A 12,767-nucleotide genomic window follows, 5' to 3' on the forward strand; every position below is an offset into this window, starting at 1 on the left:
GCATACAAAAATTACTTTTTTGGGTCCTTGTACACCACTTACAAGTATTTTTTCTATATCGGCTGTTTTGCTTTCCTGTGAAACAAAAATAAAATATGCACTTGGTTTTTTTTGCTTTGCAAGATTATAAGCTTCGATGAGGTTTTCTTTTATATCGTTAAAGCTAAATAAAATGTAGAGTGTTTGAACATTCATTATTTTTTCTAATTTTTCTTTTTTATCAATGTCTATTATAGCTTGAGCACTTTCTGCTGATACACTAAGAGCTTTCACAAAGCCAGTGTCACCTAGACAGTCGTAATCTTTTGAAATATCAAGTCCCATTTCAGCCAAAAAAATAAAACTTTGAACTTCCAATAGCTCTATTTTGTTGATTTTTAAGGATTCTTTTAGTTTATTAATCATAAAATAACCTTGTTTTTAAATATTTTGTTTTCGTAATTATAAACAATAGGTGTGCCAGTTGGTATTTCAACTTTAATAATTTGGTTTTCATCCAAATTTTCTATGTATTTTGTAATAGCTCTCAAGCTATTTCCATGAGCTACAATTAAAACATCCTTACCATCTTCCAGTTGTTCGACAACTTTTTGTTTGAAAAAAGGTAGCGTGCGTTTCAGATTGTCTTTTAAAGATTCTCCACCAGGTGGTGCTACATCAAAGCTCCTGCGCCAGAGTTTTAACTGTTGTTCGCCATATTTTAAACCTACTTCTTTTTTGTTTAAACCCTGTAGTGTGCCATAATATCGCTCATTTAATTCTTTTTTTTGTATAATTGGTATTATTTCGATACTGCTTGCATAGTTTGACCATTTTTTCATCTTTCCTTTTGTGTGAATAATAACGGGTGTTTTTTGCGTGTCAAGTTTTGATAGTAAAATTAGTGCTGTTTGTATAGCCCTTGCTAATTTTGAAGTATACACAATATCGATGTTAAATTTTGAGAGCTTTTCGCCTGCATTTAATGCCTCAAAAATGCCCTTTTGGCTAAGAGGAATGTCTACCCACCCAGTAAATAAATTTTTATCGTTCCAAATTGATTGACCATGTCTTATTAAAATTAAATGTGACATATTTCACCCCCTTGTTATATTAGCATTTTTTTGCCTACTTTCAAGTTTAACTATTGACATAAGAATTATTTTAATTTAGATTAGCTTTATGTGTATAGACGAAATTTTTGAAATTCTACGCCAGAAAGTTGATAACTACGAGAAAAGACAATCTCAGATAGAAATGTCAAATGATATATATAATTTGATGTTAAACGGACGAATAGGTTTAATTGAAGCACCAACAGGTACTGGCAAAAGTTTTGCTTATCTTGTTGCAGCAAGTTTATTTGCAAAAAAATTTAAGAAAAAAACAATTATTGCAACGAGTACTATTAACCTTCAAAAACAGCTTATCCTGAAAGATATACCTGTAATTAGAGAGATTTTTGACGATATTGTATTTGAAATAGCTCTTGGTAGACAAAATTATGCTTGTAAGAGAAAATTTTATGCATATGCAGCGAGTATATTTAGCAATATAGATGACCCTAAGTCGTTTTTATCAGGTTTAAAAAATGGTACAAAAGATGAATTCGACTTGCTTGAAGAAGGTTTATTTGAACAAATAAAATCTGATAAAGATTCTTGTATGGGACGTTTTTGTCCGCAATTTCGGAATTGTTTTTTCTTCAATGCAAGATCAAGACTAAAAGATGCTGATATCGTTATCACAAACCATCACCTTGTTTTTAGTGATTTGTTTGAGATAGGAGAAGTATTTGATACAATTGATGTGATTATTTTTGATGAAGCCCATAATATTGAAAAAAATCTAACAAGCTTTGCGACATTATCATTTAATTTTTATGACCAGCTAAATGCAATTAAAAATTTTTTTAATATTATGGGTAAATTAAGACTATTTGAGCTAATAAGTAATGCTACAAAGACAATGGATGGTATCAAAGAAGAATTATTAAAACTTTCTAATTTGATTGATTTTAGCGTAAACTATGACGAAGAGTTTGCAAAGACATATTTACTGAATATCTTAAAATTACAAGAACAGCTTGTATTTGATTTTGTTAGTTTTAAAGACAGGATTGATATTGAGCTAAGTATTGATTTTAAAGCTATTATTGATAAATTAAATTTCAATCTCAAAATACTTAAATCTTTTGCAAATAAAGATGCTCTATCATGTGTTTACTGGCTTGAAAGATTTAAAGACGTGGTGTTATTCAATATCACAAACTTAAATTTTGCTGATTTGCTAAGAAAAAATTTATATCCAAAAGTTGAAAGTATAATTTTTACTTCTGCTACACTTTCTATTAATGGTGATTTTAGTTTTATAAAAAACATTCTGGGTATAGAAGATGCATTTGAAAAAACATTTAAAACAGAGTTTGACTATAAAAAACAAGCCAGACTTTTTGTAATAAACAATATAAATAACCCACAAAGTAACAATTATGAAGAAGATATTGCAAAGTTGGTTTTGAGTGTTGCATCAAACTTTAATAAAGGAATTTTAGTGCTTTTTACATCATATAAAACTTTAAATGAAGTCTACAATAAAACAAATACCTTACTCAATGATTTTGGTTATAATGTTTTAAAACAAGGTTTTATGGATAACTACAATATGCAAAAAGTATTTTTTAAAAGCAAAACTATACTTTTTGGTGTAAATAGTTTCTGGGAAGGAATTGATATAAAAGGAGATAACCTATCTTGCGTAATTATTACAAAACTACCTTTCGAAGTACCCACACACCCGATTGAAAAAGCAAAGTACGCTAACTTTGCACAAAAAGGTAAAAATGCATTTATAGATTATTCTCTTCAAAAAGCAATTTTAAAATTCAAACAGGGGTTTGGCAGATTGATTAGAACAAAAAAAGATACTGGTTTTATTATTATTGCAGATAACAGGTTGTTAAAAAAATCTTATGGTAAAATTTTTTTGAAATCACTCCCGGAAGTTGATATTGAGATTAAAAGCGTTGAGGATTTACATTTAAGCCTAAATTCTTAATCATATCTAAATCATCTTGAATGCTGCGACCTTTTTGTGTTAAATAATCACTTACCATTATTCCATTTGCTCCAGCAAAAAAAACTAGCGCATGAAGTTGTTTTAAAACATGTTCTCTACCACCACACACTCTTATGTCTTTGTCTGGCATTATAAATCTGAACATGGATATAATTTTTAACGCTTCAAATGGTTCAAGAGGTTTTTGGTTTTCAAGTGGTGTACCTTTAATACTAATCAAAAAATTTATGGGTATAGAATCAACATCTAAATTTTTAAGCTCAAAAGCAAGACTAATTCTATCTTCTAAAGATTCGCCTATACCAAATATACCGCCGCTGCAAACATAAAAACCTAGCTGTTTTGCAACTTTTACAGTATTTACATCATCATCGTAGCTGTGCGTTGTGCAGATTTTTGGAAAAAATTCCCTTGAAGTTTCTAAATTGTGGTGAAACTCCAAAAGTCCTGCGTTTTTTAACTCAAGAAGCTGATTTTTTGTTTGCAAGCCTATAGATACACCAGGTATCAAAGCTAATTTTGAAATCTTATCGATAGAATTTTTAAGATTTTCAAAATCCTGTTTGTTATTTAAGCTAAGTCCACTTGTTACTATGCTAAAACGCTCAACTGGATAATTTGCAATGTATTTTGCTTTTTGTTCAATAGTACTTGGTGGTAGAAAATCGTAAGATTCAATATTTGTATTAAAGTGAGCCGATTGTGCACAAAAAGCACAGTTTTCGCTGCAACGTCCGCTTTTTGCATTTACAATCGAACACAAACTTATTGTATTTCCTTTAAAAAATTGTCTTAATTTGTTTGAAACGCTAAACAGATCCAGCATAGCATTTTTTGGTGTTTTTAAAATATCCATTGCATTGTTAAAGTCTATATTTTTTTCCAAAGCTTTATCAAAAAGCCTCTCTATATTCATTACTCCTCCAACATGTTAACCCAGCAAAGTATATAAAATTAACATTTGAATTTCAACTATTTGATTGTTATAATTCAAAAATATGAAAATCGAAACCTTAGTCGTTGGCGTATTGGAAACAAACTGTTATATAGTGCATAATAACAAAGAGGCGATTATAATTGATCCAGGTAGTGATGCAAAAAAAATAATAGATATTATTGAAGAAAAAAAATTACATCCAAAACTAATAGTTAATACTCATTACCATTTTGATCATACAGGTGCTAACCTGGATATAAAGATTGCTTTTAATATACCTCTTGCAATTGGTATAAATGATGCAAAATATTTAGAAGGTGCCTATATTGATGCCCATTTATTTATGATCGATGCCAAAAAGTCGCCAAAAGCCGATATTTTGCTTAAAGAAAACGATGAAATTGAACTTAACAATATTAAATTTATTGTCATTGAAACACCTGGACATACTATTGGCTCAATTTGTTTGTTTAACAAAGATAACCATGTGCTCTTTAGTGGCGATACATTATTTTATGAATCGATAGGCAGATACGATCTACCAACTGGAAATTATAACCAACTAATGAATTCACTTAAAAAAATACTTACTTTAGACGATGAATGTGTTGTCTACCCAGGCCACGGTCCAAAGACAACCATAAAACACGAACTATCAAATAATCCGTTTATTTAATAAAAAAGGGGAAAACTTCCCCTTTTTTATTTACTCTTCTACTTTGATAGATTCAGTTGGACATGCTTCAGCTGCTTCTTTGATAACATCAATAGAAGCGCCATCAGGATTTTTTACCTGAGCTTTTCCATCAACCATTTCAAATACATCAGGTGCTGTATCAACACATACTTCGCAACCAATGCATGTTGACTGATCTACTGTAACTTTTGCCATACAAACCTCCGCTTTTTTTTGGATTGTAATATACTATTTAAATTGTGTCAAGTGCAATTGCTTTGTATAGGTTTTAAAATAATGCTTGAAAAATTACTGTTAATAGGCTATAAGAACTCATATGAATGTATCTGTTGTAATTCCTACATTAAACGCGCAAAAAACAATAGCTGCTGTTCTTTTAAGATTAAGACAGGAAGATGTTAAAGATATTATTATAATAGATAGTTCATCGGATGATAATACGCAAAAAATTGCAAATGCTTTTACAGATAGAGTTTATGTAATTAAAAGAGCAAATTTCAATCATGGTTTAACTAGAAATTTAGGACTTAATCTGGCAAAATTTAATATAGTTGTATTTTTAACTCAAGATGCTATTTTGTGTAAAGATTCGGTTGCAAAGCTAATTAAAAACTTTGATCAAAAAGATGTAGCTATTGTCTATGGTAGACAATTGCCGCATAAAAATGCAGATGCTTTTTCTAAACACTTAAGATACTTTAATTATCCAAATTACTCTATAAAAAAGACTTTTGATAAAAAAGATGTGTATGGTGTAAAATTAGCATTTAACTCTAACTCGTTTTCAGCATATAAAAAGGATGTAGTGCAAAGTCTAGGCGGTTTTCCAAAATTGGATTTTGGTGAAGATGTATATATGGCTGCAAAAGTTTTGCTTTCAGGATGGGCTGTGTATTATGATAACAAAGCTTGTGTCTATCACTCCCATAATTATAGCTTAAAGGAAGAATTTGAGCGTTACCTGGCTGTAGGTAAGTTTTATAAATCACAAAATTGGATTATGCAAACCTTTGGTAAAACTACAAAAGAAGGTTTAAACTATATTATAGATCAGTTTAGTTTTATTGCTAAATCAGGTAGATTTGAGTTGCTTCCTCAGTTTTTACTTAAAGATGTATTAAAGTTTTTTGCTTATAAAATCGCTTAAAATGGAGGTTTTATGCCATTTGAGTTTGAAAAAGTTAATATAAATGGTGTTTTGCTTATAAAACCTAAAGTATTTTTTGATGAGAGAGGTTTTTTTTTAGAAACTTACAAAAAAAGCCAGTTTTTGGAAGCAGGCATTAGTGAAGATTTCTTTCAAGATAATTTTTCTTTTTCAAAAAAAGGTGTTATAAGAGGGTTACATCTACAAAGAAAACCAAAACCACAATCAAAGCTTGTAAGATGCATCAAGGGCGAGATACTGGATGTTATAGTTGATGTGAGGCTAAACTCAAACACATTTGGTAAGTGGCTATCTTTTGAGTTAAATGATAGCAACCAGCATATTTTGTATGTGCCAGAAGGCTTTTTGCATGGGTTTGTTGTGTTAAGTGATACTGCAATTGTCCATTACAAAGCTTCAAATGAGTATTGTCCAGACTGCGAAGATGGTGTGATTTTTAATGACAAAACGCTTAATATTGATTGGAAAGTGCAAAAACCTATCGTATCACAAAAAGATATGCTTCTTAAAAATTTTTTAGAGTTTGAGGTATACAAATGATATTAATTTTTGGAGGTAATGGTCAGCTTGCAAAAGCCTTTAAATTTTGGTTTGAAAAAGAAAATAAAAAATTTATTTCTTTAGACAGAAAACAGTGTGATGTAACAGATTATCTTCAACTAAAAAATGTGTTTGAAACCTTTAGACCAAGAATTGTTATAAATGCATCTGCATACAATTTAGTGGATGAGTGCGAGGTAAATTATTTTGAAGGCTTTAAAGTAAATGCTTTTTCAGTAGCTCATATGACAGATTTATCTAAAAAATTTGGCAGTTTTTTTGTTCATTATAGTACTGATTATGTGTTTGATGGTTCAAAGTGTGGTTTGTATTGTGAAAATGATAAACCAAACCCGCTAAATGAGTATGGAAAATCCAAACTTTTAGGCGAGAAATTTTTATTGGAGTCTCAAAGTGAATGCTTAATTTTGCGCACCAGCTGGGTTTATGGTAACTCAAAAAACAACTTTATATCAAAACTTATGGGTTGGTGTAAAAACAATGAATATCTAAAAATTGCATATAATGAATTTTCTGTTCCAACAAGTGCTTATGATATTGCTTATTATAGTTTAATTGCAATAAATAAAGGTTTAAGCGGTATTTATCATTTGGTTAACAGTGGTTTTTGTTCGAGATTTGAGTGGGCAAAGCTAACACTTTCTTTGCTTGGTATTAATAAATTTTTGTATCCAGTAGACAGGTCAATATTTAATCTTAAAGCAAATAGACCATTTTTTAGTACTATGTCAAACGAACTTTTTTGCAGAAATTTAAATGTTGAAACTAGAGATTGGCAAAACGCTTTAATTGATTTTTTGCAAAATTACTATGAAAAATAAAACTAAAGAATATATTTCAATCTTAATAATAGCTATTTTTGATTTTATTGCTTTTATAGTAAGCTTATATTTAGCTCACCAAACAAGAATTTTTTTAAATGTATTCAATATTGTTCAATATAAAAAACCGTTTTCTTATTACTATGAGTATTTTTTTGTTTTTTTTGTTGTATTTTTCTTGTTTTATTATGAGGGTATTTACACAAAACGTTATGATATTTGGGAAGATGTTAAGAAAATATTTAACTCAATAACAATTATTGTGGTTATTATACTTTCACTAGTTTCTATAACTAAATCCAGTTTATTGTTTTCAAGACTCTTGATATTTTTATTTTGGTTGTATGGTCTGGTTATATTTTCTTTTTTTCATGCATTATCAAAATTTTTTCTATTTAAAATCAAACTCTGGCAAAAAAATGTAATAATTTGTGGTACTTGTTCTCAAGCATTATCATTTCAAAAATCGTTAGATTGTCAGCATTATTTAGGTTATAATACTATAGCTTTTTTTGATCAAAAATCAAATACAAAGTATATGAATGATAAAAAAGTTATTAGATCATTTATCGAACTTTCTTCGGAAATTAAATCCAACTGTATTGATACAGTATTTATAATATCTGCATGCAATGCAAAGGTTGATTTAACGAGTCTTCAAACAATCTTTAAAAATGTAATAGTTATACCAAGTTTCGATGGATTATCTATTTTTAATACAAAAGTTAATTTCAATTTTTCTCAGAAACTTTTATTTATTCATACAAAAAATAATTTAGAATCTGTCGCAAACAAAATCCTTAAAAGAGTTTTTGATCTTATATTGGTAATTATTATATTTCCATTATTTTTAGTAGCATTAATTTTTATAAGTATAGCTATAAAAGCTACATCAAAAGGTCCCATTTTTTTTAAACATGAGCGTATCGGTAAAAATGGAAAAATTATTAAAATATACAAGTTTAGAAGTATGTATGAAGATGCTCAAGAGCGCTTAAAAAAATTGCTTGAAAACAACGAGCAATTAAAACATGAGTGGAATCAGTTTTTTAAGTTAAAAAATGATCCAAGGATAACTAAAGTAGGTAATTTTTTAAGGAAAACTTCACTTGATGAGTTGCCACAGATAATAAATATTATTAAAAACGAGATGTCTTTTGTAGGTCCAAGGCCTGTTGTGAAAGAAGAAGTGGAGAAATATTACAGAGAATATGCAAAGTTCTACTATATGGTAAATCCAGGACTTACAGGTTTGTGGCAGGTAAGTGGTAGAAATGATACAACTTATGATTTTAGAGTAAAAATGGACAGTTGGTATGTAACTAATTGGTCACTTTGGTTAGATATTATTATAATAGTTAAAACTTTTGGCGTTGTAGTAAAAAAAGAAGGCGTTTATTAGTATGTACAAATATTTTATTGACTGATAAAAAAAATTATGATAGTTTGTAACCTGGCTTTTTTATGATTGTGCGTTTGAAAGTCATTGCAAATGCAAAGCAGAATTTAATATGTGGTTTTAATGGAGGATATTTGAAAGTTAAAGTTTCAAAACCTGCTTTAGACGGTAAGGCAAATGAAGCACTTATTGTTTTGATGTCTTCTTTCTTTGAAATAAGAAAGTCTAAAATTAAAATTTTAAGTGGAGAAAAGTCTCATATAAAAACACTTGAAATACCAATAAATGAAAAAGATTTTAATTTTAAAATACAGAAGGTGATATCAGATGCCAATTTATGAGTATAAATGTTCTGCTTGTGGTGAGTCTATAGAGTTAATGCAGAAAATGGGGGCAAAAGCTCCAAAAACTTGCCCGGTATGCGGTGCTGTTAACACACTAAAAAAGCTTATTTCAAATACCTCTTTCGAGCTAAAAGGCTCTGGTTGGTATGTAACGGACTATAAAAACAACCCAAAATCAACAACTTCTAAAGTTGAATCGAATAAAGGAGAAATTAAAAATGCTGGAAAAGACACTGTCAATCATTAAACCAGACGCATTAAAATCAGGTTATAGTGGTAAAATTATAGCGATGCTTGAAGAGAACGGATTTGTAATAAAAGCCATGAAAAAACTCCATCTTACAAAAAAACAAGCAGAAGGCTTTTATATTGTGCATAAGGACAGACCTTTTTATGACTCCCTGTGTGCATTTATGTCAAGTGGCAGTGTAATTGTCATGGTATTGGAAAAAGAAAATGCTATTGCAGGCTATAGGACGCTTATGGGTGCTACAGATCCTTCTAAAGCTCAAACTGGCACAATTAGATCACTGTATGCAAAAAATATAGAAGAAAACGCTGTGCATGGTTCAGATTCTAAAGAATCAGCAGATTTTGAGATATCTTATTTTTTCAGTCGGTTAGAAATAATATAAAGGAGATTTAAAATGGCACAACCAAAAAGAAAATCTTGTCATTCAAGAGCTGCAAAAAGAGCAACGCATAAAAAAGCAAGTATGCCTGCTATGTCAAAATGCCCAAGGTGCGGTGCTGTTAAATTGCCGCATACTATTTGCCCATCTTGTGGTTATTACAAAGATGAGGAAATGATAAAAATTGAAGAATGAAACCTATAGCAGTAGATGCGTTTGGTGGCGATCATGCTCCAAAAGAAGTTATATTAGGAGCTTTTTTGGCTGCCAAAGAGTTTGATTTGGATATAGTTCTTGTTGGTAAAAAAAGTGAGGTTGAGCATAACGTAGGTCTTTTTTCTAAAGATTTTAGCTCTCACGTGGTACAAAAAATAACTATAGAAAATGCGTCAGATATTATTACAATGTTTGATAAACCTAGTGTAGCTATAAGAAAAAAGGATTCATCGATTTATATGGGAATGGAATTAGTGAAACAAAAACAAGCAAGTGCTTTTGTTAGTGCTGGAAACTCTGGCGCTGTTATGGCTATAGCTATGGTTGTTTTGGGTAAACTAAAAGGTATCTCGAGGCCAGCAATAGGTGCTTTATTGCCAACTGTAAATAGTAGTGTTTTGCTTTTAGACGCAGGAGCGAATGTTGATTGTAAGCCAATGCATTTGCTTGAGTTTAGTATTATGGGATCGGTTTTCATTAAGCACATGCTTGGTATACAAAAACCAATAATAGGCTTAATTAGCAATGGTTCAGAGCCTGGAAAAGGTAATAGCCTCGTAATTAAAGCTTATGATTTAATTAAATCATCAGTTTTAAATTTTTACGGAAATATAGAAGGCAATGAAATATTTTCAGACAAAGTAGATGTAGCTGTATGCGATGGATTTGTTGGTAATATTATTTTAAAAACTTCTGAATCTGTACCCAATATAATTGGAGAATTTTTAAAAGCACAAATTTCTAAAAGTTTGGTATACAAGATTGGCTATTTACTATCAAAGCCTGCTTTTAGAATGCTCAAGAAAAAAACAGATTACGCAGAATTTGGGGGAGCGCCTCTTTTGGGTGTTAATGGTGCTTGTATAATTAGCCATGGTAGAAGCAAAGCTTATGCAATAAAAAACGCTATTTTAAAAGCGGCTAAATTTGCAAGCCTTGACATAAATATTAAGATTGAAGAGGCTGTAGAAAAATGTTCTGCGCTTAAATATATTCACAGAGGTGTGGAAAATGCGATCTAAGATAGTTTCTATAGGTTCTTATTTACCAGATAAAGTTTTAACAAATTTTGATTTGGAAAAAATTGTAGATACTTCAGATGAATGGATTTTACAACGCACAGGAATTAAAGAGCGTCATATTTCGGACAAGCCAACAAGTTATCTAGCCTATATGGCAGCTAAAAAAGTCATAGAAGGTGTAATTAGTCCAGAAGAAATTGATGCTATAATTGTTGCTACTGTAACACCAGATAAAATTTTGCCTGCTACAGCACTATTTGTGCAATCACAATTGAAAGCAAAAAATGCCTTTTGTTTTGATATAAATGCTGCTTGCAGTGGTTTTTTGTATGCTTTGAGTGTAGGTGATTCATATATACGTTCTAATGTCGCAAAAAATGTGCTTGTAATTGGTGCTGAGGTATTAAGTAAGTTTGTAGACTGGACGGATAGAAGTACATGTGTAATTTTTGGAGATGGTGCAGCTGCTGTATTGCTCCAGCCAAGTAATGATGAAAGTGGTATACAAGATATAGTCTTGCATTCTGACGGTGACTATACAGACCTTATGCAGATACCTGCAGGTGGCAGCTTATCGCCTTGTTCAAAAGAGGCTATAGATAATCATGACATTTATATAAAAATGATTGGCAATCAAACATTTAAGATGGCTGTTCAAAATATTGTAAATGTATCTGAGGAAACTTTAAATAAGTGCAATTTAAGCTTTAGCGATATAGATTTAATGGTTAGTCATCAAGCAAACTTTAGGATAATAGAAGGTGTAGCAAAAAGAATTCATTTACCAATGGAGAAAGTTCAAATTGCATTAGATATACATGGCAATACTGCGGCTGCTTCTATACCTTTGGCCTTAGATTTAGCTTATCAGCAAGGTAAAATCAAAAAAAATGACAAAATTTTGCTTAATAGTTTTGGCGCAAGCTTAACATGGGGTGCTTGCGTGATTGTTTGGTAGGAGGAATTTAATGTTTAAAACGGAAATTTGTGATATACTTGGCATAGAGTATCCTATATTTCAAGGTGGGATGGCTTGGGTATCGGATGCAAAGCTAGTTTCAAGTGTTAGTCAGGCGGGTGGTTTAGGTATTATTGCTGCTGGTCATGCTACACCTGAGTGGTTGGAAGAACAGATTTTGTTAGCCAAGGAGATGACTGATAAACCTTTTGGCGTAAACATAATGTTGTTATCGCCATTTGTAGAAGAAATTGTAAAATTAGTTATTAAACACAGGGTAAAAGTGGTAACTACGGGCGCCGGAAACCCCGGAAAATATATGCAATCTTTTTCAGATGCTAATATAAAAGTAATTCCTGTTGTAGGAGCAGTTGCTCTGGCAAAACGTATGGAGTCAATTGGAGCAATTGCTGTTGTAGCAGAAGGTATGGAATCTGGCGGGCATATAGGCGAGCTTACTACTATGGCACTTGTGCCTCAAGTAGTAGATGCTGTGAAAATTCCTGTTGTGGCAGCAGGTGGCATAGCAGATGGTAGAGGCTTTTTAGCTGCACTGTCATTAGGAGCAAAAGGTGTGCAAATTGGCACAAGGTTTATAGCATCAATTGAGTGCCAAGCGTCAGACAATTACAAACAAGCTATAATTAAAGCAAAAGATAGGGACACTACTATAACCGGTGCGTCAACCGGTCATCCTGTTCGTATTTTAAAAAATAAGCTAGCTAGAGAATTTGAAAAGTTGGAAAAACAAGAAGCATCAATAGAAGATATTGAAAAATTAGGATCTGGCAAGCTTAGACTTGCTGTGGTAGATGGAGATATAGAAAACGGAAGCGTTATGGCAGGTCAAATTGCAGGTTTAGTTAAACAGATAAAACCGGTAAAGTCAATTATAGAAGATATAATAAGTGAAGCCAAATATACATTAGAAAAAATAAAAAAATTAGGTAGTTGA

The 12,767-nt window shown here is 31.0% G+C and carries 17 protein-coding genes; 13 read left to right on the forward strand and 4 right to left on the reverse strand.

Annotated elements, in window-relative coordinates; all coding sequences use genetic code 11:
- Window positions 1–405: LUD domain-containing protein (locus ACP5FO_RS04930; protein ID WP_428157108.1), on the reverse strand; the 405-nt coding region annotated here is incomplete at its 3' end.
- Entirely contained in the window at window positions 402–1,073 is a 672-nt protein-coding gene (locus ACP5FO_RS04935; protein ID WP_428108213.1) for a 2,3-bisphosphoglycerate-dependent phosphoglycerate mutase, read from the reverse strand. The genes ACP5FO_RS04935 and ACP5FO_RS04930, both read right to left, overlap by 4 nt.
- A gap of 88 nt (window positions 1,074–1,161) precedes the next feature.
- Here ACP5FO_RS04935 and ACP5FO_RS04940 point away from each other — a divergent pair, with 88 nt between their 5' ends.
- On the forward strand, window positions 1,162–3,036 hold the full coding sequence (locus ACP5FO_RS04940; RefSeq protein ID WP_428157109.1) for an ATP-dependent DNA helicase: 1,875 nt from the start codon (window positions 1,162–1,164) through the stop codon (window positions 3,034–3,036).
- Here ACP5FO_RS04940 and bioB read toward each other — a convergent pair.
- Window positions 2,996–3,973, reverse strand: a complete 978-nt coding sequence (bioB, locus tag ACP5FO_RS04945; protein WP_428157110.1) for a biotin synthase BioB — start codon at window positions 3,971–3,973, stop codon at window positions 2,996–2,998. The two genes, ACP5FO_RS04940 and bioB, sit on opposite strands and share 41 nt — an antisense overlap.
- Window positions 3,974–4,055: 82 nt before the next feature.
- Between bioB and ACP5FO_RS04950 the strand changes: the two genes are divergently transcribed.
- Window positions 4,056–4,670: an MBL fold metallo-hydrolase gene (locus ACP5FO_RS04950; RefSeq protein ID WP_428157111.1), complete on the forward strand. Its 615-nt coding sequence runs from the start codon at window positions 4,056–4,058 to the stop codon at window positions 4,668–4,670.
- Window positions 4,671–4,700: 30 nt separating this feature from the next.
- Here ACP5FO_RS04950 and ACP5FO_RS04955 read toward each other — a convergent pair whose 3' ends face one another.
- Window positions 4,701–4,886: a ferredoxin gene (locus tag ACP5FO_RS04955; RefSeq protein WP_025392153.1), complete on the reverse strand. Its 186-nt coding sequence runs from the start codon at window positions 4,884–4,886 to the stop codon at window positions 4,701–4,703.
- A gap of 121 nt (window positions 4,887–5,007) precedes the next feature.
- Here ACP5FO_RS04955 and ACP5FO_RS04960 point away from each other — a divergent pair, with 121 nt between their 5' ends.
- The 11 genes from ACP5FO_RS04960 (at window position 5,008) to fabK (ending at window position 12,767) form a co-directional block, all read left to right on the forward strand.
- Window positions 5,008–5,838 (forward strand): glycosyltransferase family 2 protein, encoded by an 831-nt coding sequence (locus ACP5FO_RS04960; protein ID WP_428157112.1) that lies wholly within the window; start codon window positions 5,008–5,010, stop codon window positions 5,836–5,838.
- Between the two features lie 12 nt (window positions 5,839–5,850).
- Window positions 5,851–6,399, forward strand: a complete 549-nt coding sequence (gene rfbC, locus ACP5FO_RS04965) for a dTDP-4-dehydrorhamnose 3,5-epimerase (protein WP_428157113.1) — start codon at window positions 5,851–5,853, stop codon at window positions 6,397–6,399.
- Entirely contained in the window at window positions 6,396–7,241 is an 846-nt protein-coding gene (gene rfbD, locus ACP5FO_RS04970; RefSeq protein ID WP_428157114.1) for a dTDP-4-dehydrorhamnose reductase, read from the forward strand. Before rfbC ends, rfbD begins: the two co-directional genes overlap by 4 nt.
- A complete protein-coding gene (wbaP, locus tag ACP5FO_RS04975) occupies window positions 7,231–8,643 on the forward strand; it encodes an undecaprenyl-phosphate galactose phosphotransferase WbaP (protein WP_428157115.1) in 1,413 nt (470 codons plus the stop codon). The genes rfbD and wbaP overlap by 11 nt, the downstream gene beginning before the upstream one ends.
- A gap of 62 nt (window positions 8,644–8,705) precedes the next feature.
- A complete protein-coding gene (locus tag ACP5FO_RS04980; protein ID WP_428108238.1) occupies window positions 8,706–8,981 on the forward strand; it encodes a DUF167 domain-containing protein in 276 nt (91 codons plus the stop codon).
- Complete coding sequence (locus tag ACP5FO_RS04985; protein WP_428108240.1) at window positions 8,968–9,231, forward strand: FmdB family zinc ribbon protein; 264 nt, start codon at window positions 8,968–8,970, stop codon at window positions 9,229–9,231. The genes ACP5FO_RS04980 and ACP5FO_RS04985 overlap by 14 nt, the downstream gene beginning before the upstream one ends.
- Window positions 9,206–9,619, forward strand: coding sequence for a nucleoside-diphosphate kinase (gene ndk / locus ACP5FO_RS04990; protein WP_428108363.1), 414 nt, complete (start codon window positions 9,206–9,208; stop codon window positions 9,617–9,619). The genes ACP5FO_RS04985 and ndk overlap by 26 nt, the downstream gene beginning before the upstream one ends.
- A gap of 12 nt (window positions 9,620–9,631) precedes the next feature.
- Complete coding sequence (gene rpmF, locus ACP5FO_RS04995; protein WP_428108243.1) at window positions 9,632–9,811, forward strand: 50S ribosomal protein L32; 180 nt, start codon at window positions 9,632–9,634, stop codon at window positions 9,809–9,811.
- A complete protein-coding gene (gene plsX / locus ACP5FO_RS05000) occupies window positions 9,808–10,854 on the forward strand; it encodes a phosphate acyltransferase PlsX (protein WP_428157116.1) in 1,047 nt (348 codons plus the stop codon). The genes rpmF and plsX overlap by 4 nt, the downstream gene beginning before the upstream one ends.
- Entirely contained in the window at window positions 10,844–11,812 is a 969-nt protein-coding gene (locus tag ACP5FO_RS05005) for a beta-ketoacyl-ACP synthase III (protein ID WP_428157117.1), read from the forward strand. The genes plsX and ACP5FO_RS05005 overlap by 11 nt, the downstream gene beginning before the upstream one ends.
- Window positions 11,813–11,822: 10 nt before the next feature.
- On the forward strand, window positions 11,823–12,767 hold the full coding sequence (gene fabK / locus ACP5FO_RS05010) for an enoyl-[acyl-carrier-protein] reductase FabK (RefSeq protein ID WP_428108254.1): 945 nt from the start codon (window positions 11,823–11,825) through the stop codon (window positions 12,765–12,767).

Source organism: Desulfurella sp., assembly GCF_049977265.1.
GTDB lineage: Bacteria > Campylobacterota_A > Desulfurellia > Desulfurellales > Desulfurellaceae > Desulfurella.